The following is a 23,391-nucleotide window of genomic DNA, read 5'->3' as shown; positions in this document are numbered from 1 at the left end:
AGGTGGGCGGGGCGTGGACCTAGGATTGCCGCCATGCCCGAGATCACCAGGGACGAAGTGGCCCACCTGGCCACCCTCGCCCGCATCGACCTCTCCGACGCCGAGCTCGACCACCTGGCGCCGCAGCTCAGCGTCATCCTCGAGTCCGTCGCCTCCATCACCGGTGTCGCGGGGGACGACGTGCCGCCCACGTCGCACGCGATCCCGCTGACCAACGTGTTCCGCGAGGACGTCGTGGTGCCCGGTCTCAGTGCAGAGGAGGCGCTCTCCGGCGCCCCCGCCGTGGAGGGCAACCGCTTCTCGGTCCCGCGCATCCTGGGCGAGGAGGCCTGATGAGCACGGTGAAGGACACCGCAGCCGAGGCGGCCGGCGCGCTCGCGGACGGTTCCACCACGAGTGTCGAGCTGACCGAGATGCACCTCGACCGCATCGACGCGGTCGACACCGCCGTCGACGGGCGGGGCATCCACGCCTTCCTCCACGTCGACCGTGAGGGCGCGTTGGCCCAGGCCGCCGAGTCCGACGCCCGGCGTGCGCGTGGCGAGGCACGCGGCCCGCTGGACGGCGTACCGATCGCGGTCAAGGACGTGCTCGCCACGCGCGGGCTGCCGACGACCTGCGGGTCGAAGATCCTCGAGGGCTGGATCCCGCCCTACGACGCCACCGTGGTCCAGCGCCTGCGCGTCGCCGGCCTGCCGATCCTGGGCAAGACCAACATGGACGAGTTCGCGATGGGCTCGTCCACCGAGCACTCCGCCTACGGCCCGACCCGCAACCCGTGGGACCTCGACCGTATCCCGGGCGGTTCCGGCGGTGGCTCGGCGGCAGCCGTCGCGTCGTTCCAGGCCCCGCTCGCGATCGGCACCGACACCGGCGGCTCGATCCGCCAGCCCGGCGCCGTCACCGGCACCGTCGGCGTGAAGCCGACCTACGGCGGTGTGTCGCGCTACGGTCTCGTCGCCCTCGCCAACAGCCTCGACCAGGCCGGTCCGGTCACCCGCACCGTGCGCGACTCCGCGATGCTGCACGACGTCATCGGTGGCCACGACCTGCGCGACTCCACCTCGATCAAGACCGAGTGGCCCTCCTTCACCGAGGCGGCCGCGCAGGGCGCGACCGGCGACATGAGCGGCGTCAAGGTCGGCGTGATCACCGAGCTGGCGGGCGACGGCTGGCAGTCCGGCGTGATGGCGCGCTTCAACGAGTCCGTCGAGCTGCTGGTCAAGGCAGGCGCCGAGGTCGTGGAGGTGTCCTGCCCGTCCTTCGTGCACGCGCTCGCGGCCTACTACCTGATCCTGCCGGCCGAGGCGTCGAGCAACCTCGCGAAGTTCGACGCGATGCGCTTCGGCCTGAGGGTCACGCCGGACGGCGACCCGAGCGCCGAGGACGTCATGCGCGCCACGCGCGACGCCGGCTTCGGCGACGAGGTCAAGCGCCGCATCATCCTCGGCACCTACGCCCTCTCCAGCGGCTACTACGACGCCTACTACGGTCAGGCCCAGAAGATCCGCACGCTGATCAGCCGCGACTTCGAGGCCGCATTCGCCCGTGTCGACGTGCTCGTGTCCCCGACCGCTCCGACCACGGCCTTCAAGCTGGGGGAGAAGCTCGACGACCCGATGGCGATGTACCTCAACGACCTCGCCACCATCCCCGCCAACCTGGCCGGCGTGCCGGGCATCTCGGTGCCCAACGGCCTCGCCGACGAGGACGGACTGCCGAGCGGCTTCCAGGTCCTCGCCCCGGCGCTGGCCGACGACCGCGTCTACCGCGTCGGTGCCGCCCTCGAGAAGCTGCTCACCGACCAGTGGGGTGGCCCCCTGCTCGACCGCGCGCCCGAACTGGAGACTGACCGATGAGCGCCCACACGAATGACACAGCTCTGATGTCGTACGAGGACGTGCTGGCGGCGTTCGACCCGGCCATCGGCCTCGAGGTCCACGTCGAGCTCAACACCGCGTCCAAGATGTTCTGCGGCTGCCCGGCCACCTTCGGCGGCGATCCCAACGCCGGCGTGTGCCCGACGTGCCTGGGCCTGCCCGGCGCGATGCCGGTGGTCAACGCGAAGGCCGTCGAGTCCGCGATCCGGATCGGCCTCGCGCTCAACTGCGACATCGCCGAGTGGTGCCGCTTCGCCCGGAAGAACTACTTCTACCCGGACATGCCGAAGAACTTCCAGACCTCGCAGTACGACGAGCCGATCTGCTTCGACGGCTGGATGGATGTCGACCTGCAGAACGAGGCCGGGGAGACCGAGACGTTCCGCGTCGAGATCGAGCGTGCCCACATGGAGGAGGACACCGGCAAGTCGCTGCACGTCGGCGGCGCCACCGGCCGGATCCACGGCGCCGACTACTCCCTCGTCGACTACAACCGCGCCGGGATCCCGCTGATCGAGATCGTCACCCGCCCGATCATGGGCGCGGGGGAGCGGGCACCCGAGGTCGCCAAGGCGTACGTCGCCCAGCTCCGCGAGCTGATCGTCGCGCTCGGCGTCTCCGAGGCCCGGATGGACCAGGGCAACCTGCGCGCCGACGTCAACCTGTCGCTGGCCCCCAAGGGCTCCGGCACGCTCGGCACCCGCACCGAGACCAAGAACGTCAACTCGTTCCGCTCGGTCGAGCGGGCCGTGCGTTACGAGATGCAGCGCCACGGCGCGATCCTCAGCGACGGCGGCTCGATCCTGCAGGAGACCCGCCACTGGCACGAGGACACCGGCGTCACGACCAGTGGTCGCGAGAAGTCGGACGCCGAGGACTACCGCTACTTCCCCGAGCCCGACCTCGTGCCGGTCGCGCCGAGCCGCGAGTGGGTCGAGGAGCTGCGCGGGACGCTGCCGGAGAACCCGACCGTACGCCGTGCGCGGCTGCAGGCCGCGTGGGGCTTCACCGACATGGAGATGCGCGACACCGTGGGCGCGGGGGCGCTCGGGCTGGTCGAGGAGACCATCGCCGAGGGCGCCGCACCGCAGGCCGCCCGCAAGTGGTGGCTCGGTGAGCTCGCCCGGCGCAGCAACGAGGACGGCGTCGACATCGTCGACCTGCCGATCACGCCCGCCCAGGTCGCGCGCATCCAGGCGCTCGTGGACGACAGGACGGTCAACGACAAGCTCGCCCGTCAGGTGTTCGAGGGCGTCCTCGCCGGCGAGGGCAGCCCCGACGAGGTGGTCGAGAAGCGCGGCCTAGCGGTGGTCTCCGACGACGGTGCGCTCGGTGCAGCCGTCGACAACGCCATCGCTGCCAACCCCGACATCGCCGACAAGATCCGCGACGGCAAGCACGCCGCGGCCGGCGCCCTCATCGGCGCGGTGATGAAGGAGATGCGCGGACAGGCCGACGCCGGCCGGGTGCGCGAGCTGATCCTGGAGAAGCTGGGCTGATCCCACCCGCCCCACCCGAACCACTTGAGCGGTCTAGACAACTTGTTACTCTGCAGGTGAGTCACATGGGTCACATCGCCAATTAACGCCCGTGACACGGGGGACGGCCTGGCCGTCAATGACGTCGACATCGTCGCGTCATCTCGTCGCGGGCGGGAAGGAAGTCATGCACCAGTTCATCCGCATCAGCGCGGTCGCCCTGTCGTCCGCAGCACTTGCGACGGGGTTGCTCGTCGCACCGTCCGCCTCGGCGGATCCATCGCCGGCCTTGCGATCGGCCAAGGCCGCCGCCAGCACCGACAGCACGCCCTCCACCATCGCCGCCGAGTGGCTGGCCGGGGAGCTCACCAACGGCCTGATCGTCACCGGGCAGGGCCCGGACTTCGGCCTCACCATCGACACCGGCATGGCGCTCTCGACCGTCGCCAGCCAGGGCGCGAACGTCACGGCGATCAACACCGCCCTCGAGGCGCGCATCGCCGACTACGTCGGTGACGGGACCAAGGAGTCCTACGCCGGGTCGCTGGGCAAGGCGGCGGTCTTCGCCCGCGTGGCCAAGAAGAACCCGACCAGCTACGGCGGGGTCAACCTGATCACGCGCCTCGAGGAGCGCACGGCCGATGTCCCGGCCGACCCCGCGGCAGAGCCGCAGGCGGCCGCGTTCGCCGGGCGCATCTTCGACAAGTCCGAGTTCGGCAACTTCGCCAACGTCGTCGGCCAGGCCTACGCCGTGCGCGCGCTGTCGCTGGCCAGCTCCGCCGAGGCAGGCGCGGCGCGCGACTTCCTGCTCAAGCAGCAGTGCGCGTCGGGCTACTTCCGGCTCAACTTCGACAAGGCCAACGTGCCGAGCCAGTCGTGCACCGAGGGTGTGGCCGGCAGCGAGGCCGACCCGGACGCCACCTCGCTCGCGGTGATCAACCTCATCGAGTCGGGTGACAAGAGCCCGGCCGTCACGGCCGCCCTCGCCAAGGCCGGCACCTGGCTGGCCGCTCGCCAGCGCAACAGCGGCGCGATCCGCGGAGGCGCCGGCACGGAGCAGATCAACACCAACTCCACCGCCCTCGGCGGCTTTGCGATGGGTCTGCTGAAGAACCGCGACGCAGCCCTCAAGGCCGCGCTGTGGGTGCGCAAGAACCAGCCGGTCGACAAGTACAAGTGCCGCACCGCGCTGACCAAGGACACCGGTGCCGTGGCCTACCGCAAGGAGAAGGCCACCGAGGCCGCGACCACCGGCATCCCCGCCGCCGGTCGTGACGAGTGGCGCCGCGCCACCGCCCAGGCGGTCCTCGGCCTCCAGTTCGCCCCGGCGAGCAAGGACAAGCTGAAGATCGTGTCCGTCAAGCGTGAGGCCCGCGCGGGTGACCGCGTGCAGTTCCGGGTCTTCGGACTGGCCCCGAGCGAGAGTGCCTGCATGCAGGTCAAGGGTGACTTCCTGCGCATCAAGGGCAAGAAGTCGGGCGACAAGATCGTGCGCAAGCTGCAGCTCCCCACGGGCAACCAGCGGCGCGTCGCGCTCGTGAAGACCTCGGACGACGAGGCTCGTACGTCGCTGCGGGTCCGCAACTGACCCACCAGCACCACTGCGTCACACCACCTGTCACACCATCTCGGCCCGGCGTCCCGTACGCCGGGCCGAGGTGCGTCCGGGCCGCGCCGAGGGCTAGGCTGCCCACGCCGCACCCACCTGGGTCGGCACCACTTACGCCCGAGCTGGGGAAAGCCGGTCCAACACCGGCGCTGACCCGCAACCGTGGGCACGGGAGCAATCCCGTGCGAGCCGGAACACCCTCCTCGACGCGTCTTGATCACCACCGCTGTCGAGGAATGCAGCGAGGGGCCTGCGGCGCATGCCGTCCTCCCTCGTTGTCGCAGCGGGGGAAGGGAACATGAAGTTCATCTCCGGGCTGGCAGCCGTCGCGCTCGCCGCCACCACACTGGCCCAACCGGCCAGTGCCGCCACCACCACGTCACCCACCGGGATCGCCGGCGACTACATCGCGAGCCAGCTCACCGCCGGGCTCGCCATCGGCGACTACGGCGCAGACATCGGGCTGTCCATCGACGCCGGGCTGGCCCTCGAGGCCATCGGTCGCACCGCGACCGCCGAGCTGGTCGGTGACAGCATCGCCCCCGCACTCGTCACGTCCGAGGCGTACCCCTACGGTTACGCCCGCTCGGACGAAGGCGCCCTGGACGGCCGCTACGCCAACGCCACCGCGAAGGCGGCGGCGTTCACCCAGCGGCTCGGGCGGGATGCCGGCACGACCTATCCCGAGATCGACCTGATCGCCCAGCTCGAGGAGCTGACCTCCGACACGACTGGCGAGATCGCCGACGACAGCATCTACGGCAACTACGAGAACACGATCGGCCAGTCGTTCGCCGTCGAGGCCCTCACGGTCGCAGGGTCCAGCGAGGCGGGAGCCGCGACAGGCGCGCTCCTCGCCCAGCAGTGCCCGGCCGGCTTCTTCCGGTTGACCCTCGACACCACGGCGTGCGCCGATGCCACCGACGCCCCCAACCCCGACGTGACGGCCCTGGCCGTCATCTCGCTGGTCGAGTCCGCCAGCACCGCGCCGGGCGTGGCGGCTGCTGTCGACAAGGCCGCTGACTGGCTCGAGTCGATCCAGCTCGCCGACGGCTCCCTGGAGGGTGACGCCTGGACGCCGGGCAGCAACTCCAACAGCACCGGGCTGGCCGGCTGGGCGCTCGGGCGGGTGGGACGTACGGCGTCCGCCGCGGACGCTGCCGCGTGGACGCGTGGCGTGCAGGCGGCCGACCCCGGAGCCTGCGCGAGCAAGGCTCCGACCGGCGGGATCGCCTACAACCCGGGCGACCTGACCGAGGCGCGCGCCGAGGGCGTGACCCTCAAGCGTGACGCATGGCGCCGGGCCACCTTCCAGGCCGCTCCGGCGCTGCTCTGGGCCGCGCCGGCGAGCTCCCCGCTGGGCATCACCACGCCCTCGACCGCCACTGCGACGAGCACGGTGACCGCGACGGTCACAGGCCTCGCTGCCGGCGAGTACGGCTGCGTGAGCCTCGGCACGACCGCTCGGTTCGTGAAGGGCACCGGCGCGGACATCGCCGTTCCCTTCGCCCTGCCTGCCGGGACCGGGTCGTACACGTTCTCGGTGACGACCCTCGGCGACACGAAGTCGTCCACGACCACGGTGCCGGCTCCCGTCACGCCGACGCCCACTCCCACGCCCAGCCCGGCGCCTGCGGCGCTCACGCCGGTGGTCGGCGAGCTCACCGCCTCGAAGGTCGAGCGGGTCAGCAACAACACGGTCAGGCTGACGGTGAGCTGCCACAGCGCCCAGGCGTGCGACGGCAAGGTCAAGATCCGCTCGAAGCACAAGGTGGAGCTCGCCAACGGTCAGGTCCGCAAGCTGCTCCTCGCGAAGGCGGAGTACTCCGTCGCCCCGGGCGCGAACGCGACCGTGAAGCTCAAGCTCCAGCGTCCGGCGCGCAAGGTGCTGGGTGAGCGGCGGCTGCGCGTCGTGGCGACCCAGACCGCCCGGGGCGCCGAGCCGGCGACTGCAGCCTTCTGGTTGCGCAGGAAGTGATGTCGATGTCAGCCCGAGCTCGGCGGGCCGTGAGCTCCCTGGCGATCCTGGCCTCTGGCCTGGTCGCCGGGGGGCTCACCCTCGGCATCGCACCGCTGGCGGTCGTTCCCCCGGCCGGCGCGGCCACGTGCACGTCGGCCGGAGGCGTGAGCGTCGTGGTCGACTACCGCGAGCTCGGCGGCAGCACCGTCACGGCGTGCGCGGCCGACGGCGGCGGCAAGAGCGCTGCGGCGATCTTCGCCTCGGTCGGCGTCACCATCTCCTACGCCACCCGGCAGCCGGGGTTCGTGTGCCGGGTCAACAGCGTCCCTGCCAGCGACCCATGCGTGAACGCCTCTCCGGCGAACGCCTACTGGGGCCTGTGGTGGGCCGACGGCTCGAAGGCGTCGTGGACCTACTCGTCGTACGGCGTCGGTGGGCTGACCGTGCCCGCCGGGGGCTCGGTCGGGTGGTCGTGGCAGCAGGACCGTCCCTCCGGCGGGAGCGTGCCGCCGAGCGTGGCGCCGCCGGTGATCGCCGCCTCCAGCCCGTCGCCCACCCCCAGTCCCAGTCCCACCCCGTCGGCGTCGGCGAGCCCGTCGCCGACGTCCACTCCGACCAACCCGCCCAGTGGGGGCGGTTCGGGGAGCGGTTCGGGGAGCGGTTCGGGGAGCGGTTCGGGGAGCGGTTCGGGAGGCGACTCGGGCGGGAGTGCCGGGGGCGGATCGGGTGGTTCGTCGGGGGGCTCCGCCAGCTCCGGGACGTCCAGCCCGTCCCCGACGCCGTCGGCCAGCCCTTCCGGCACGCCGGCCGCCACCTCCGAGCCGACCGGAGCGCCTGAGTCTCCCGGAGGCTCACGCGAGAAGAAGTCGTCCGACGATCCGTCGGAGGACCCGACCCCTGCCCCTGAGTCCCCTGGAGACTCGAGCCCGAGTGCGGACCCCGAGGCGTCCCCATCGGCCTCCGAGTCTCCCAGCGACCCAGGCGCGAGCAGCGCCGCAGAGGCGGGTTCGCCCGCCCCTGACGAGCCGGCCCGGGTCCCGGCGGCGGTCTCCTGGGGTGTCGTCGGCCTGCTCGCGATCGCGATCGCGGGTGGTGCCGTCGTGGCGCGTCGTAGACGGGGGGTCTGACGCGCCGTGACCGGATCGGCCGTGCCCCTGGGGGGTCTGCCGCGTGACCTGCACCCGATCGCCTGGTGGTCCTGGGCGATCGGTCTGGCCACCGCGGCCTCCCTCACGATCAACCCGTTGCTGCTGCTCCTGATCATGGGGTCAGCCACCGTGGTGGTCATGGCGCGCCGATCCGGTCACCCGTACGGTCGGTCGTTCCGGCTCTACGTGTGGCTCGCGGTGCTCACGGTCGTGCTGCGCGTCGTGTTCCGGATCATCTTCGGCGGCCAGGAGGTCGGGCACGTGCTGCTGGACCTCCCCGAGATCCCGCTGCCCGACTGGGCGGCCGGCGTCCGGCTCCTCGGTCCGGTGACCAGCGAGGCCCTCCTCGCCGGTCTGTACGACGGGCTCCGGCTCGCCGCCATCATCATCTGCGTCGGGGCCGCGAACTCGCTGGCCAACCCCAAGCGCCTCCTCGCCTCGGTGCCGCCCGCGCTCTACGAGATCGGCGCGGCGCTCGTCGTCGCCGTGACGATCTTCCCGCAGCTCGCCGACAGCGCCCGCCGGGTGCGGGCCGCGCAGGCGCTGCGCGGGGGTACGACGACGGGCGTGGGTCGGCTCCGACGCTTCCTCGTCCCGGTCCTGGAGGACGCGCTCGAGCGCTCGCTCGCGCTGGCGGCCGGCATGGACACCCGTGGCTACGGTCGTTCCGGCGGTTCCTCGCCGCGTGAGCGGCGCGTGACGGGATCACTGCTCCTCCTCGCGCTGATCGGCATCTGCGTGGGGACCTACGCCTGGCTCGACCCCACTGCACCGCGGATCCTGGCCCTGCCGATGCTCGGCGCCGGGGTCGTCGTCGCCGTGCTCGGCCTGGTCAGCGCCGGCCAGCGCGTGCAGCGCACCCGCTACCGACCCGACCCGTGGCGTGCGGCCGAGTTCCTCACCGTGGCGAACGGCATCGTCGTCGCCGTCCTCGGGTGGACCGTGGCCCACACGCAGGTCCCCGTCGCCTACCCCGGGGTCGACGTGATGCCCTACCTGTCGCCCCTCGCGCTCGCCGTCGGGATCGTCGGCATGCTGCCGGCCGTCGCGACCCCGGTCCCGGCGACCGCACTCGCTCCGAGCCGCCGGCCCCAGGAGGTGGCCGCATGACTGGGCACGCGGCAAGCGGGCACGGGGTCATCCAGCTGCGGGAGATCGGCTTCCGCTACGACCAGCACGAGGTCCTCCGCCACGTCGACCTCACGCTCGAGGAGGGCGAGCTCGTCCTCGTGTCGGGGCGCACCGGCGTCGGGAAGTCCACGCTGCTCGGCGTGGTGACCGGCCTGGTGCCGCGCTTCACCGGCGGCGTGCTCACCGGCGACGTGCTGCTGGACGGCGTGAGCATCGTCGAGCAGCCTCCGCGCGAGCGCGCCCACCTCGTCGGCTACGTCGGTCAGGACCCGCTCGCCGGGTTCGTCGCCGACACCGTCGAGGAGGAGCTGGCCTACGGCATGGAACAGCTGGGTGTCGCACCCGGGACGATGCGCCGCCGGGTCGAGGAGACCCTCGACCTGCTGGGCATCGCCGAGCTGCGCGCGCGTGACCTCCGCACCCTCTCCGGCGGCCAGCAGCAACGGGTGGCGATCGGGTCGGTGCTCACCATGCACCCCCGCGTCCTCGTGCTCGACGAGCCGACCTCGGCGCTCGACCCGACGGCGGCCGAGGACGTCCTCGCCACCATCACCCGCCTGGTCCACGACCTCGGGCTCACCGTCCTGCTCGCGGAGCACCGCCTCGAGCGGGTCGTGCCCTTCGCCGACCGGATCTGCCTGGTCACCGGCGACGGCAGCATCCGGGTCGACGAGCCGCAGCGGATGCTCGCCGACTCGCCGGTGGTCCCGCCCCTGGTCGAGCTGGGCCGGCTGGTCGGCTGGGACCCGCTGCCGCTCACCGTCCGCGACGCCCGGCGCCTCGCCCGCGCGCTGCCACCACTGACGCCTCCCGCCGCGCCGCCCGTGCCGGCGACCCGGCCCGAGCCGCTGCTCGTCGCCCGGGGAGTCACCGTCGTCCACGACACCACGGTGGCCGTCCGCGAGGTGGACCTCACGCTGACCCCGGGCCGCGTCACCGTCCTGATGGGCCGCAACGGCTCGGGCAAGTCGAGCCTCATCTGGGCGCTCCAGGGCACCGGCCGGCGTCGCTCGGGCACCCTGGACGTGATCGGCGACGACCCGGCCGCGCTCGCGCCCGCGGAGCGACGTACGCACGTCGGCCTGGTGCCGCAGACCGCGGCCGACCTGCTCTACCTCGAGACCGTCGCCGACGAGTGCGCCGCGTCCGACGCGGGCGCGGATGCCGAGGCCGGCACCTGCCGAGGCCTGCTCGACCGGCTCGCGCCCGGCATCGACGAGGCCGTCCACCCGCGTGACCTCTCGGAGGGCCAGCGCCTTGCGCTCGCCCTCTCCATCGTGCTCACCGCCCGCCCCCCGGTCGTGCTGCTGGACGAGCCGACCCGCGGTCTCGACTACGCCGGCAAGGCCGAGCTCGCCCGGATCGTCGCCGACCTCGCCGCCGACGGGCGCGCGGTCCTCCTCGCGACCCACGACGTCGAGTTCGCCGCGCACGTCGCGGACGAGGTCGTGGTGATGGCCGAGGGCGAGGTCGTCTCCAGCGGCCCCCCGCAGCGTGTGCTGGCCGAGTCGCCGTCCTTCGCCCCGCAGGTCACCAAGGTGCTGGGCGCGCCGTGGCTCGTCGTCGAGGAAGTGGCCGCCGCTCTCGCGACGGAGGTCGCGACGTGAGCATCCTCGAGCGCACCCGTCGGCAGCCGCAGGCCGTCGCGCTGCCGATCGGCCCCCGCACCGCCGCGGTGCTCGTCCTCGCGTCCGTCGCGGGCCTGATGATGCTGTGCTGGCCGCTGCTCCTCAACGCCCAGCCCGGCCAGCGCGTCGAGCCGCCGTTCCTCTTCCTGGCCCTGCTGCCGCTGGTCGTCGTCGTCGTCCTCGCCGAGATGGGGGAGGGTGGGATGGACTCGCGGGTCCTCGCCGTCCTCGGGGTGCTGTCCGCGATCAACGCGGTGATGCGCGGCCTCGGCGCCGGCACCGCCGGGATCGAGATGGTCTTCTTCCTCCTCATCCTGGGCGGGCGGGTGTTCGGCGCGGGCTTCGGCTTCGCGCTTGGCTGCACGTCGCTCTTCGCCTCGGCGCTCCTCACCGCCGGCGTCGGGCCGTGGCTGCCGTTTCAGATGATCTGCGCCGCGTGGGTCGGGATGGGCGCCGGCTTGCTGCCGCGCCGGGTCACGGGGCGCGCCGAGATCGTGATGCTGGTCGCGTACGCCGTCTTCGCGTCGTACGCCTACGGCCTGCTGATGAACCTCAGCTACTGGCCCTTCGCCCTCGGCATCGCCGTGCCCGGGCACGAGGGGTCGCTGTCCTACGTCGCCGGCGCCCCGGTGCTGGAGAACGCCCACCGGTTCCTCGTCTACACGCTGCTCACCTCGACCGGCGGGTGGGACACCGGCCGCGCCATCACCACCGGGATCGCCATCGTGGTGCTCGGACCGGCGATCCTGACGACCCTGCGGCGCGCCGCCCGCCGTGCGGTCGTGCATCCCGGCTGAGGCCGCGCGAGACCGTCACCAGACCGCCGACGACTGGTCACCGGGCCGTCGTCGTACGGCCAGTCGACAGGGCCAGCGTGACGGGACGTGGAGACGTCGCGGCGGGTGCTGCTCAAGGGTGGCCTCCTGGCCACGGGTGCCACCTTCCTGCCGGGCATGACCGGCCCCCCGCTCGACCTGCGACCCAGCGCCGCGGCGCAGACGCCGCTGGACAACCCGTTCAGCCTGGGGGTGGCCAGCGGGGACCCGTCCCCGGACGGCTTCGTGCTCTGGACCCGGCTGGCCCAGCTGCCGCTCGACGACGACGGGCTCGGCGGCATGGGGCAGGGCGTACGCCGTGTCGAGTGGCAGGTCGCCACCGACGCCCGTTTCCGACGGGTGGTCCGGAGCGGGGTGTCCCGCACCGGACCCGAGCAGGGCCACTCGATCCACCTCGAGCCGTCGGGACTCGAACCGGACCGCGACCACTTCTACCGGTTCCGCCTCGACCGGCACCTGTCGCCGGTCGGCCGCACCAGGACGGCACCGCGGTCCACCTCGGTGCCGTCCGCGCTCTCGGTGGCCTTCGCATCGTGCGCGCAGTGGGAGCACGGCTGGTTCACCGCCTACCGCCGCATGGCCGAGGACGAGCCCGACCTCGTGCTGCACCTCGGGGACTACCTCTACGAGTACGACCCCGGCTTCGAGCCCGCGCGGAGCGGGAACGTCCGCAGCCACGAGGGGCCGGAGACCGTCACGCTGGCCGACTACCGGCGCCGCCACGCGCAGTACAAGACCGACCCGGACCTCCAGCTCCTGCACGCGACCGCGCCCTGGGTGGCCGTCTTCGACGACCACGAGCTGACCGACAACTGGGCGGCCGACCGGCCCGGACCCTCGACCGCCCCCGGCCGGTTCGACGACCGGCGGACGGCCGCGCTGCGCGCCTACTGGGAGAACATGCCGCTGCGCCGTTCGGCCTACCCGCAGGGCCCGGAGCTGAAGGCCCACCGCCGCTTCGGCTGGGGCCGGCTGGCGACGTTCCACATGCTCGACACCCGTCAGTACCGCGACCAGCAGGCCTGCGGCGACGGCATGGGCACGTGCGAGGAGACCTGGGAGCCGACCCGCTCGATCCTCGGCGAGGAGCAGGAGGCGTGGATCGCCGACGGACTGCGGACCTCGACCGCCACGTGGGACGTGCTCGGCCAGCAGGTGCCGATGGGCCGCCTCGAGCTGAGCCCCCTGGAGATCGACCGGCTCTCCATGGACAGCTGGGACGGTTACCCGGCCTGCCGGGACCGCGTCCTCGCCTCGATGCGCGAGGCCACCAACCCGGTGGTGCTGACCGGCGACGTCCACGACGCCTTCGCCACCGAGGTCTGGGCCGACCACGAGGACCCCGACTCGGTCGCCGCCCCCGAGCTCATCTGCACCTCGATCACGTCCAACGGCGACGGCGAGGACTCACCCGACGGCAGCTACCGGTGGGGACGGACCAACCCCCAGGTCCAGTTCTGGAACGACCTCCGCGGCTACGTCGCCCTGCGGTTCACCGCGGAGGAGCTGCGCGCGGACTACCGCAGCCTGCCCTACGTCCGGGTCCCCGGTGCGCCTGCCTTCACCCGGGCGTCGTTCGCCGTGGAGGCGGGCTCGCCGCGGCTGCACCAGGTGGGCTGAGGGTCGTCGTGCGGGGGCGGTCAGGGCCGGACGACGATGATGCGGTCGTCCGCCGGCGTCGGCTCGCCGCGGCCGTCCCGGTTGGACGTGGTGAGCCAGAGCTGGCCGTCGGGCGTGGTGACCACGGTGCGCAGGCGGCCGTAGTCCTCGGTGAAGTACGCGGTCGGCTGCGACGCCCTCCCCGCCCCGGAGACCTTGATCCGCCACAGCCGCTGGCCGCGGAGCCCGGCCATCCAGAGGTGCCCGTCGGCGTACGCCAGCCCGCTCGGTGAGGCCTCCTCGACCGGCCAGACCAGCTGCGGGTCGACGAACTCCGAGCCACCGCCGACGCCCTCGACCTGCGGCCAGCCGTAGTTGGCGCCCTTCTCGATCAGGTTGAGCTCGTCGAAGTCGGAGTCGCCGAACTCGGAGGCCCAGAGCCGCCCCTCGTCGTCCCAGGCCAGGCCCTGGACGTTGCGGTGGCCGAGCGACCAGACGGGCGAGGCGGCGTCGGGGTTGCCGGGGGCCGGCTCGCCGTCGGCGGTGATCCGGAGGATCTTGCCGGCCAGGCTGTCGGGATCCTGCGCGAGCGCCGGGTCACCGGTCTCCCCGGTGGTCACGTAGAGGTGGCCGTCGGGGCCGAAGGCGATCCGGCCGCCGTCGTGGATGAACCCCCGCGGGATCCCGTCGAGTACGACCGTCGGCTCGCCCAGGGTCGTACCGTCCAGAGGAGCGCTCACCACCCGGTTGTCGGTGCCGGTGGTGAGGTAGAAGAAGAGCGTCCGGTCGGAGTCGAAGTCCGGGGAGACGGCCACGCCCAGCAGGCCGGCCTCGCCCTCGGGGACCGCCGCCGAGATCCCGCCCAGACGGGTGAGGGTGCCATCCGCCGCCACCTGCAGCACCCGGCCGCTGATCCGCTCCGTGACCACTGCGGCACCGTCGGGGAGGAAGTCGACGCCCCACGGCACCTCGAGCAGGTCGACGAGGGTGCCGACGGCCTTCGGGGGCCCGCCCTCGTCGCTGCCCGTGGTGGGCTCGGGCGTCTCGCTGGCGCTGGGCGTCGGCTGGCTGGGCAGGTCGGTCGGTTGCGTCACACGGGGGATCGGAGCGGGACTTCCGTCGGAGCACGCCGACGTCGCAGCCAGGGTCAGCGCCACCGAGGCGAGGACCCCTCCCGATCTCGTGCGACCCAGTCTCATGTCGCCAGTGTGCCGGGTGTCGCCGAACGCGTGGCGCCGATCGACGCGGCGACGACGCATCCGATGGCCAGCCACTGGACGGGGGTGAGGTGCTCCTGCAGCACGACGATCGCGGCGAGCGCGGCGGCCGCCGGCTCGAGGCTCATCAGGATCCCGAAGACCGCCGGACGCAGGCTGCGCAGGGCGACGAGCTCGCAGCTGTAGGGGATGACCGAGCTCAACAGCCCGACCAGCGCGCCGATGAGCAGGATCCGACCGTCCCAGAGGCTGGTGCCGGCGCTCAGGAGGGCCGGCAGCGTCATGCCCACCGCGGCGATGACGCTCGCGACGGCGAGGCCGTCGAAGCCCGCCCAGCGACGGCCGGTGCTGGCACTGAGCAGGATGTACGCCGCCCACGCGGCGCCGGCGAGCAGGGCGTACGCCACGCCGAGCACGTCCAGGCCGGTGCGCTGGAAGCCGAGGAGGACGACGCCGGCGCCGGCCAGCAGCACCCAGAGCACGTCGCGGGCACGGTGGGACCCGAGCACGGCCAGGGTCAGTGGCCCGACGAACTCGATGGTGACCGCGATCCCCAGCGGGATGCGGGAGAAGGACTGGTAGATCGCCCAGTTCATGGTGGCCAGGCTGAGGCCGAAGCCGACCACCACCAGCCAGTCGCGACGGGTCCGGCCGGTGAGCCGGGGGCGCGCGATCGCGGCCAGCACGAGGGCGCTCGTGACCAGCCGGAGCCAGACCATCGCGGTCGGCGAGATCTCCCCGAACAGGCCCTTGGCGATGGCCGCGCCGAGCTGGACCGACAGGATCCCGATCAGCACCAGTCCCACGGGCCCGAGCAGGGTGCGGCTCGGTCCTCTGGTCACGCGCGCAGCCTATGCAGGCGGGACCGTCCCCTCCGGACCGGTCTCGTCGAGGCCGGCCAGTGCCCGCTTCGCGTGCTGGGTCTCCGCGGCGAAGTAGTCGAGTCCCCAGTCCGCCACCAGCGACGGGAAGCGGAACGCCTCGCCCGGTCGGTCGGCCCCGCGCAGGGACTCACGCACCTGGGCCAGGTCGTCGATGGCCCGGTCGAGCTCGCCGAGGTAGTCGTGCAGCATCTGCCGCGTGTGCGCGGGCTCGGTGGCGTGAGCGATGAGCAGCCGCAGCAGGACCGTGTGCTTGAGCACCGGGAAGCCGGCGGGCGTGCCGTCCATCCACCCTCGCAGGGCCGCCTGCCCGGCAGCGGTGATGGCGTACGACGTCACCTCGCGGCTGCCTTCCGTGCGGGCGTCCGCGGCGACGAGGCCGAGGTCGGTGAGGCGGCGCAGCTCGGTGTAGACCTGGCTCATCGCGGGGGAGACCCAGTAGAAGCGCAGCGTCATGTCGGCACGCTGCTTGATCTCGTACCCCGTCAGCTCGTCGCCGAAGGTGAGGAGGCCGAGGATCGCGTAGCCGGTCACCGGGATGTCTTGACTCATCTCCCTCGAAGGGTAGTGTTCCTAATCGGAATAGTCACGATCTGACACCTTCCTGGAGGCCCCGGATGTCGCGCACCCTGCTCATGGTCGGAACTCGCAAGGGGCTGTGGCTGGGCACCTCCGACGAGGCGCGGACCGCCTGGGAGTGGACCGGGCCGCACTTCCCGATGGAGGAGGTCTACTCCGTCATGATCGACTCCCGGGGCGAGCGCCCGCGCCTGCTGGCGGGTGCGTCCTCGAGCTGGCTCGGGCCGCAGGTCTGGCGCTCGGACGACCTCGGTGCGACGTGGGGCGAGACGCCCAACGGAGCCGCCCGCTTCCCCGAGGACACCGGGGCGACGCTCGCCCGCGTGTGGCAGCTCCAGCCCGGGCTCTCGGCCGACGGGGGCTCCGACGTCGTCTGGGCGGGCACCGAGCCCGGTGCCGTCTTCCGCTCGACCGACCGGGGCGAGACCTTCTCGCTCGTGCGGGGGCTGTGGGACCACCCGCACCGCGAGGAGTGGAACGAAGGTTTCGGCGGACAGGCCTTCCACACGATCCTTCCGCACCCGTCCGACCCCGACCGGGTCCTCGTCGCCCTCTCGACCGGCGGGGTGTACGTCACCTCCGACGGCGGCGAGTCGTGGTCTGCGTCGAACACCGGTGTGAAGGCCGAGTTCTTCCCCGGCGAGCGCAACTACCCGGAGTTCGGCCAGTGCGTGCACAAGGTCGCCCGCGACGCGGGGGACCCGGATCGGCTCTACCTCCAGAACCACGGCGGCGTCTACCGCTCCGACGACGGGGGCGCCTCGTGGACCGACATCGCCCCGGGCCTGCCGACGGAGTTCGGCTTCGCGATGGTGGCCCATCCCCACCGTGCGGACACGGCGTACAACTTCCCGATCACCGGCGCGGAGGCACGCTGGCCCGTGGACGGCAGGGCGCGGGTCTACCGCACCACCGATGCCGGCTCGTCCTGGGCGCCGCTGGGCGACGGGGCGCTGCCGGACGGCTACTTCACGGCGGTGATGCGCGACGCGATGTGTGTGGACGACCATGCCGAGGTGGGCCTCTACTTCGGCGGTCGCAACGGTGGGGTCTGGGCCTCGCCGGACGAGGGCACGTCGTGGCAGGAGATCCACAAGGACCTCCCGGACGTGCTCGTCGTGCGCGCCGCGAAGATCGACTGACGGCTCGACGACCTCCGCGCGGCCCGCCGCAGGTGAGACACAGCGCTCCGCGGGCGGAGGGGGCAACTAGCCTGACGGCATGAGCCACGCAGCCGACGCACCCGACATCAAGCCCCGGAGCCGAGCCGTCACCGACGGCCTCGAGGCCACCGCAGCTCGAGGGATGCTCCGCGCCGTAGGGATGGGTGACGACGACTGGCACAAGCCCCAGATCGGCGTGGCGTCGAGCTGGAACGAGATCACTCCCTGCAACCTCAGTCTCGACCGCCTCGCGAAGGCCGTGAAGAACGGCGTGCACGCTGCCGGCGGCTACCCGCTGGAGTTCGGCACCATCTCGGTCTCCGACGGCATCTCGATGGGCCACGAGGGCATGCACTACTCCCTCGTCAGCCGCGAGGTCATCGCCGACTCGGTGGAGACGGTGATGATGGCCGAGCGCCTCGACGGCTCGGTGCTCCTCGCCGGCTGCGACAAGTCCCTGCCCGGCATGCTGATGGCCGCGGCCCGCCTCGACCTGGCCAGCGTCTTCCTCTACGCCGGCACGATCATGCCCGGTCAGGTCGACGGCAAGGACGTCACGATCATCGACGCCTTCGAGGCCGTCGGTGCCTGCCTCGCGGGCAAGATGACGCGCGAGAAGGTCGACGAGATCGAGCGGGCGATCTGTCCGGGCGAGGGCGCCTGCGGCGGGGCCTACACCGCCAACACGATGGCGAGCGTGGCCGAGGCCCTCGGCATGAGCCTCCCGGGGAGCTCCTCCCCGCCGGCGGTCGACCGCCGGCGTGACGGGTTCGCCCACAAGTCCGGCGAGGCCGTCGTCGAGATGCTCCGCCAGGGCATCACCGCGCGCCAGATCATGACCCGCCCGGCCTTCGAGAACGCGATCACGATGGCCATGGCGCTCGGCGGCTCCACCAACGCCGTGCTCCACCTGCTCGCGATCGCCCGCGAGGCCGAGGTCGACCTGACGCTCGACGACTTCACCCGCATCGGCAGGACGGTCCCGCACCTGGCCGACATGAAGCCCTTCGGCCGCTTCGTGTGGACCGACTTCGACCGCGTCGGCGGCATCCCCGTCCTGCTGCGGGCCCTGCTCGACGCGGGCCACCTGCACGGCGACGTCCTCACCTGCACCGGGAAGACGATGGCGGAGAACCTCGCCGATCTCGACCCCAAGCCGCTCGACGGCGAGATCCTGCGCCAGCTCGACCGGCCGATCCACGCCACCGGCGGGCTGACCATCCTCAAGGGCTCGCTCGCTCCCGACGGCGCCGTGGTCAAGAGCGCCGGCTTCGACGACTCGACCTTCACCGGCACCGCTCGCGTCTTCGACGGCGAGCGCAAGGCGCTCGACGCCCTGACCGAGGGCGCCATCGAGGCCGGTGACGTCGTGGTCATCCGCTACGAGGGCCCCAAGGGCGGCCCGGGCATGCGCGAGATGCTGGCGATCACCGGTGCGATCAAGGGCGCCGGCCTCGGCAAGGACGTCCTGCTCATCACCGACGGGCGCTTCTCCGGCGGCACGACCGGTCTCTGCGTCGGCCACATCGCCCCCGAGGCGAGCGACGGGGGACCGATCGCCTTCGTCCGCGACGGCGACCGGATCACCCTCGACGTGGCCGGGATGACCCTCGAGCTCCACGTCGACGAGGACGAGCTCGCGAAGCGGGCCGTCGGCTGGGAGCCGCTGCCGCCGAAGTACACCCGCGGCGTGCTCGGCAAGTACCGCAAGGTCGTGCACTCGGCGGCCGACGGAGCGGTCTGCTACTGACGCCCGGCCGTCCGCGCACGGCCGATAGGTTGGCGTGGTGAGCACTGCAGCAGCCCTCGACTCCGCCGACCCGCTCGCCCCCTTCCGGGCGCGTTTCGTCGGCGCCGACTCCGACCTCGTCTACTTCGACGGCAACTCGCTCGGACGGCCGGTCGCGGCCGCCGCCGACCGGCTGGCGGAGTTCGTCCGCCAGCAGTGGGGAGAGCGCCTGATCCGCGGCTGGGACGAGCGGTGGATGGACCTGCCCACCACCCTCGGCGACGACCTCGCCCGGATCTGCCTCGGCGCGGCGCCCGGCCAGACCGCGATCGGCGACTCCACGACGGTCTGGCTCTACAAGCTGATGCGCGCCGCCGTCGACCACGCCGTACGCACCGACCCGGGCCGCACCGAGATCGTCATCGACACCGACAACTTCCCGACCGACCGCTACGTCGCCGAGGGCATCGCCGCCGAGCGCGGCCTGACCCTGTGCTGGATCGAGGTCGACACCTCCGCCGGCGTCACCGCGGACCAGCTGCGCAAGGCCGTCTCTGAACGTACGGCGCTCGTCGTGGTCAACCACGTCGCCTACCGCTCCGCGTGGCTCGCCGACGCCCCCGAGCTCACCCGGATCGCGCACGACGCCGGGGCGCTGGTCCTGTGGGACCTCTGCCACTCGGCCGGCGCCCTTCCCGTCGAGCTCGACGCGTGGGATGCCGACCTCGCCGTCGGCTGCTCCTACAAGTACCTCAACGGCGGCCCCGGCTCGCCCGCCTTCGGCTACGTCAACGCCCGCCTCCAGGGGGAGCTGACACAGCCGATCCAGGGCTGGATGGGCCACGCCGACCCGTTCCTCATGGGACCCGGCTACACCCCCGCGGCAGGGATGCGGCGCTTCATCTCCGGCACCCCGCCGATCCTCGGGATGGTCGCGATGCAGAGCATGCTCGAGCTGGTCGAGGAGGCCGGCATGGAGGCGATCCGCGCCAAGTCGGTCGCGCTGACGTCGTACGCCGTCGAGCTCGCCGACGCGACCCTGCCCGGCGTCACCCTCGCCTCGCCGCGCGACCCCGCGCAGCGCGGCGGGCACGTGACGCTCCACCACGACCGGATGCGCGAGGTCACTGCGCGCCTGTGGGAGCGCGACGTGATCCCCGACTACCGCGACCCCGGCGGCCTGCGGATCGGGCTGTCGCCGCTCTCCACCTCCTTCGACGAGGTCGAGCGCGGCATGGCCGCCGTCGCGGAGGCGCTGCGATGAGCGGGCCGGTGGGTTTGCAGCTGTCGGCGACGCGGACCCGGTCCACCAACGACCACGGGCAACCCCTCGGCCGCCCCGTCGACTGGACACCCGCCACTGCGCCCGCGAGCGACACGGTGCTCACGGGCGCCGGCGTACGACTCGAGCCGATCGGGCCGCAGCACGTCGACGACCTGTACGCCGCGCTGTGCCGCACCGACGACGATGCGCTGTGGACCTACCTCGTCTGGGAGCGGCCCCGCACGCGCGATGAGCTGACGTCGATCGTCGAGCAGATGGTGGACGCGCCGGCCGCCGTCGCCTTCGCGATCGTGCCCGTCGAGACCGGCCGTGCAGCGGGCTTCTGCTCGCTGATGCGGATCGACCCGGCCATGGGCTCGATCGAGGTGGGCGGGATCGCCCTCGGCCGCCAGCTCCAGCGCAGCCGGGCCGCCACCGAGGCGATGGCCCTGCTCATGCGCCACGCCTTCGACGAGCTGGGCTACCGACGCTACGAGTGGAAGTGCGACAGCCTCAACGGCGCGTCGCGCCGCGCCGCGATCCGGCTCGGCTTCATCTGGGAGGGTCGCTTCCGCAACGCCCTGGTCTACAAGGGCCGCAACCGCGACACCGACTGGTTCTCGATCACCGACCTCGAGTGGCCGCGCGTGCGCCAGGCGCTCGACGACTGGCTCGACGACAGCAACTTCGACGACATGGGACGGCAGCGGGTCCGCCTCGCCGCCCGCCCGCCCGCGCCTGCGAGCGCCGGGCAGGAGGAGGACTGACATGGACCAGCGCGTCAGCTTCATCACGCTCGTGGTGACGGACCTCGAGGCCACCCGGAAGTTCTACGTCGACGGCCTCGGGTGGGAGCCTGAGCTCCACGAGGTGGGCGAGGTGCTGATGTTCCGCGTCGCCGACAAGGTCGTCCTGAGCCTGTGGGCGGAGGACGCGTTCGTCGCCGAGGTCGGGCACGCCCCGGCGCGCGGCGGCGTACCCCCGATCACCCTGGCCCACAACCTCGCGACCCCCCAGGGCGTCGACACCGTGCTCGAGCAGGCCCGGATCGCCGGGGCCTCCCACGTCGGTGACGCGGTCGAGCGCGAGTGGGGCGGCTACACCGGCTACTTCGCCGACCCCGACGGTTTCCGCTGGGAAGTGGCCTACAACCCCGGTGAGATCGGGCAGTCTGTGCTCCCGTGAGCACGCACGCGGTCCCCGGCTGGGACGACTACTTCCTCGGCATCGCCTCGGCCGTCTCCGCGCGCGCCAAGTGCACGCGCCGCCGAGTCGGCGCCGTGCTGACGATCGACCACCGCATCATCGCGACCGGCTACAACGGTGCCGCGCCGGGCGAGGACGACTGCCTGATGGGCGCCTGCCCGCGCGGCCAGCTGGGGTACGACGACGTGCCGGGGCTCGGCGACTACGACCGGCCGGGCACGGCGGGGTTCTGCATCGCCATCCACGCCGAGGTCAACGCGCTGCTGTTCGCCACCCGCGACACCAAGGGCTCGACCGCCTACATCACCGACCCGCCCTGCCCGGGCTGCCGCAAGGCACTGGCCGCGGCCGGCGTCGTCCGCGCGGTGTGGCCCGAGGGCGAGCACGACCGGGTGGGCCTCACGACCTGGTAGTCCTCGGTGGTCGAGCAGCGAGGAACGAGCGTCCCACCGCCGGTTGAGCAGCGAGGAACGAGCGTCCCACCGCCGGTTGAGCAGCGAGGAACGAGCGTCCCACCGCCGGTTGAGCAGCGAGGAACGAGCGTGTCGAAACCTAGTGCGGCCTGATCCAGACCAGCTCGTCGGAGTCCCACTTCTCCAGCGCCACCGGCACCAGCAGGGTCATCACCTCCGACGGTGAGCCCATCTGCAGCTCCGCGGCGTGCGCGGCGCCGTACTGCTGGCCCGCGGCATTGTTGTGCTCGTCGACCGCGGAGTCCTTGCGGCTCGGAGTGCCGGCCTCCTGGGCGGCGGCGAGGGACCGCGCGGCGTCGAGACCGAAACGGGCGGTGAGCACGGCCTGCCACATGAAGTGGCGCAGCGCGTTGGTCCGGCCCACCACGCCGCGTCCCTCGCTCGCAGCGGTCCGCAGCGCGGCCTCGGAGATCCGCAGCACCTCGACCGTGCCGGCCGGCCCGAGCCCGGCCCTGACCGCCGCCGCGGAGAGCCGCGGCACGACGGTCGCGCTGTGCAGGGCCTGGTCGAGGAGGGTGCCGAGTGCCATGGACCCACAGTGCCAGATGCGGACGGTGCGGGCGGTGCCAGACTCGTGCCATGACGTCCTCGACGCTGCGCTTCCCGCGACCGCTCCGCCCCGGTGACCGGATCGGCGTCACCTCGCCGTCGGCAGGGGTCTCGGGGGATGCTGCGGCGCGGATCGACTTCTGCGTCGCCTGGCTCCGCGAGCGCGGGTACGACGTCGAGGTGGGGGAGTGCATGGACGGCACCGGCCTCACCTCCGCGCCGGCACCGCAGCGGGCGGCCGAGCTGACCCGGATGCTCGCCGACCCGGCCCTCGCGTGCGTCGTGCCGCCGTGGGGAGGCGAGACCGCGATCGACCTCGTCGACCTGCTCGACTGGGACGCGCTCGGCGAGGCCGAGCCGACCTGGCTCGTGGGCTTCTCCGACCTCTCCACCGTGATGCTCCCGATCACCACCCGCCTCGGCTGGGCCACGGTCCACGGCGACAACCTCGCCGACACCCCGTACGCCGTCCCCGACGGGCTGCTCCACTGGCTCGACCTCGTGGGTGGCGACGGCCCCTTCGTGCAGCGCGACTCCGGGCTGGTGACCGACTGGTGGCGCTTCGAGGAGGACCCGCGTGCGACGACGTGGAAGTCCGTGGGGGAGGGCCGCTGGGAGGTGCTGGGCGGCGGCCGCGTCGACGTGACCGGACGTCTGGTCGGTGGGTGCATCGAGACGATCGCGCCCCTGGCCGGCACACCGTACGGCGACGTGCGGGCGTGGGCGGCCACCCTGGACGAGCCCACCGTCGTCTACCTCGAGGCCTGCGAGGACCACGCCGTCGACATCTGCCGCCACCTCCACGGGATGCGGCTCGCCGGGTGGTTCGAGCACGCAGCCGCCGTGCTCGTCGGGCGCACGAGCGCCCCCGACCACCCGGACCTGACCCAGCGCGAGGCGGTCGTCGACGCGCTCGGGCGCCTCGACCTGCCGATCGTGCTGGACCTGGAGATCGGACACGTCCCGCCCCACCTGCCGCTGGTCAACGGAGCGCTCGCGCGGGTGGTGGTCGACGGGGAGACGCGGGAGATCACCCAGCACCTGCGCTGACCAGGAGGTGC

General features: G+C 72.6%; 21 protein-coding genes. 17 read left to right on the top strand and 4 right to left on the bottom strand.

Annotated elements, in window-relative coordinates; all coding sequences use genetic code 11:
* The first annotated feature begins 33 nt into the window (after positions 1-33).
* The 10 genes from gatC (at position 34) to BM127_RS07080 (ending at position 13,290) form a co-directional block, all read left to right on the top strand.
* Positions 34-333 (top strand): Asp-tRNA(Asn)/Glu-tRNA(Gln) amidotransferase subunit GatC, encoded by a 300-nt coding sequence (gene gatC, locus BM127_RS07125; protein WP_091196482.1) that lies wholly within the window; start codon positions 34-36, stop codon positions 331-333.
* Positions 333-1,859 (top strand): Asp-tRNA(Asn)/Glu-tRNA(Gln) amidotransferase subunit GatA, encoded by a 1,527-nt coding sequence (gene gatA / locus BM127_RS07120; RefSeq protein WP_091196480.1) that lies wholly within the window; start codon positions 333-335, stop codon positions 1,857-1,859. Before gatC ends, gatA begins: the two co-directional genes overlap by 1 nt.
* Positions 1,856-3,379 (top strand): Asp-tRNA(Asn)/Glu-tRNA(Gln) amidotransferase subunit GatB, encoded by a 1,524-nt coding sequence (gatB, locus tag BM127_RS07115; protein WP_091196478.1) that lies wholly within the window; start codon positions 1,856-1,858, stop codon positions 3,377-3,379. The genes gatA and gatB overlap by 4 nt, the downstream gene beginning before the upstream one ends.
* 166 nt (positions 3,380-3,545) lie before the next feature.
* Entirely contained in the window at positions 3,546-4,946 is a 1,401-nt protein-coding gene (locus tag BM127_RS07110) for a prenyltransferase/squalene oxidase repeat-containing protein (protein ID WP_091196475.1), read from the top strand.
* Between the two features lie 319 nt (positions 4,947-5,265).
* Positions 5,266-6,945, top strand: a complete 1,680-nt coding sequence (locus BM127_RS07105) for a hypothetical protein (protein WP_091196472.1) — start codon at positions 5,266-5,268, stop codon at positions 6,943-6,945.
* Between the two features lie 5 nt (positions 6,946-6,950).
* The gene (locus BM127_RS21810; RefSeq protein WP_139227675.1) at positions 6,951-8,054 is read left to right on the top strand and encodes a hypothetical protein; all 1,104 of its coding nucleotides are present in this window, start codon (positions 6,951-6,953) and stop codon (positions 8,052-8,054) included.
* A gap of 21 nt (positions 8,055-8,075) precedes the next feature.
* Entirely contained in the window at positions 8,076-9,185 is a 1,110-nt protein-coding gene (locus BM127_RS07095; protein WP_091196916.1) for an energy-coupling factor transporter transmembrane component T, read from the top strand.
* Complete coding sequence (locus BM127_RS07090; protein ID WP_091196466.1) at positions 9,182-10,813, top strand: ABC transporter ATP-binding protein; 1,632 nt, start codon at positions 9,182-9,184, stop codon at positions 10,811-10,813. The genes BM127_RS07095 and BM127_RS07090 overlap by 4 nt, the downstream gene beginning before the upstream one ends.
* The gene (locus tag BM127_RS07085) at positions 10,810-11,631 is read left to right on the top strand and encodes an ECF transporter S component (protein ID WP_231263304.1); all 822 of its coding nucleotides are present in this window, start codon (positions 10,810-10,812) and stop codon (positions 11,629-11,631) included. Before BM127_RS07090 ends, BM127_RS07085 begins: the two co-directional genes overlap by 4 nt.
* An 87-nt stretch (positions 11,632-11,718) precedes the next feature.
* Positions 11,719-13,290, top strand: a complete 1,572-nt coding sequence (locus BM127_RS07080; RefSeq protein ID WP_231263303.1) for an alkaline phosphatase D family protein — start codon at positions 11,719-11,721, stop codon at positions 13,288-13,290.
* A gap of 20 nt (positions 13,291-13,310) precedes the next feature.
* Here BM127_RS07080 and BM127_RS07075 read toward each other — a convergent pair whose 3' ends face one another.
* The 3 genes from BM127_RS07075 to BM127_RS07065 are packed head-to-tail and all read right to left on the bottom strand — an operon-like array spanning position 13,311 to position 15,919.
* Positions 13,311-14,468, bottom strand: a complete 1,158-nt coding sequence (locus BM127_RS07075) for a PQQ-dependent sugar dehydrogenase (RefSeq protein WP_091196908.1) — start codon at positions 14,466-14,468, stop codon at positions 13,311-13,313.
* Complete coding sequence (locus tag BM127_RS07070; RefSeq protein ID WP_231263302.1) at positions 14,465-15,328, bottom strand: EamA family transporter; 864 nt, start codon at positions 15,326-15,328, stop codon at positions 14,465-14,467. The genes BM127_RS07075 and BM127_RS07070 overlap by 4 nt, the downstream gene beginning before the upstream one ends.
* Before the next feature lie 9 nt (positions 15,329-15,337).
* Positions 15,338-15,919, bottom strand: coding sequence for a PadR family transcriptional regulator (locus BM127_RS07065; protein WP_091196464.1), 582 nt, complete (start codon positions 15,917-15,919; stop codon positions 15,338-15,340).
* Between the two features lie 65 nt (positions 15,920-15,984).
* Between BM127_RS07065 and BM127_RS07060 the strand changes: the two genes are divergently transcribed.
* The 6 genes from BM127_RS07060 to BM127_RS07035 all read left to right on the top strand — a co-directional run bounded on the left by BM127_RS07060 (position 15,985) and on the right by BM127_RS07035 (position 21,721).
* Positions 15,985-17,088, top strand: coding sequence for a WD40/YVTN/BNR-like repeat-containing protein (locus BM127_RS07060; RefSeq protein WP_091196461.1), 1,104 nt, complete (start codon positions 15,985-15,987; stop codon positions 17,086-17,088).
* 79 nt (positions 17,089-17,167) lie between these two features.
* A complete protein-coding gene (gene ilvD / locus BM127_RS07055; RefSeq protein ID WP_091196458.1) occupies positions 17,168-18,859 on the top strand; it encodes a dihydroxy-acid dehydratase in 1,692 nt (563 codons plus the stop codon).
* A 37-nt stretch (positions 18,860-18,896) separates the two neighbouring features.
* Positions 18,897-20,102, top strand: a complete 1,206-nt coding sequence (gene kynU / locus BM127_RS07050) for a kynureninase (protein WP_231263301.1) — start codon at positions 18,897-18,899, stop codon at positions 20,100-20,102.
* Between the two features lie 8 nt (positions 20,103-20,110).
* Positions 20,111-20,869: a GNAT family N-acetyltransferase gene (locus tag BM127_RS07045; protein WP_231263300.1), complete on the top strand. Its 759-nt coding sequence runs from the start codon at positions 20,111-20,113 to the stop codon at positions 20,867-20,869.
* A gap of 1 nt (position 20,870) precedes the next feature.
* On the top strand, positions 20,871-21,287 hold the full coding sequence (locus BM127_RS07040) for a VOC family protein (protein ID WP_091196451.1): 417 nt from the start codon (positions 20,871-20,873) through the stop codon (positions 21,285-21,287).
* Positions 21,284-21,721, top strand: coding sequence for a deoxycytidylate deaminase (locus tag BM127_RS07035; RefSeq protein ID WP_091196448.1), 438 nt, complete (start codon positions 21,284-21,286; stop codon positions 21,719-21,721). The genes BM127_RS07040 and BM127_RS07035 overlap by 4 nt, the downstream gene beginning before the upstream one ends.
* 139 nt (positions 21,722-21,860) lie before the next feature.
* Here the strand turns inward: BM127_RS07035 and BM127_RS07030 are convergent, their stop codons facing one another.
* Positions 21,861-22,310, bottom strand: coding sequence for a DUF6973 domain-containing protein (locus tag BM127_RS07030; protein ID WP_091196447.1), 450 nt, complete (start codon positions 22,308-22,310; stop codon positions 21,861-21,863).
* 50 nt (positions 22,311-22,360) lie between these two features.
* Here BM127_RS07030 and BM127_RS07025 point away from each other — a divergent pair, with 50 nt between their 5' ends.
* The gene (locus BM127_RS07025; RefSeq protein WP_091196444.1) at positions 22,361-23,380 is read left to right on the top strand and encodes a S66 family peptidase; all 1,020 of its coding nucleotides are present in this window, start codon (positions 22,361-22,363) and stop codon (positions 23,378-23,380) included.
* Positions 23,381-23,391 lie beyond the last annotated feature (11 nt).

Origin of the sequence: Nocardioides alpinus (assembly GCF_900112035.1) — a bacterium.
Taxonomy (GTDB): domain Bacteria; phylum Actinomycetota; class Actinomycetes; order Propionibacteriales; family Nocardioidaceae; genus Nocardioides; species Nocardioides alpinus.
This window is presented reverse-complemented; position numbering and strand designations above follow the sequence as displayed.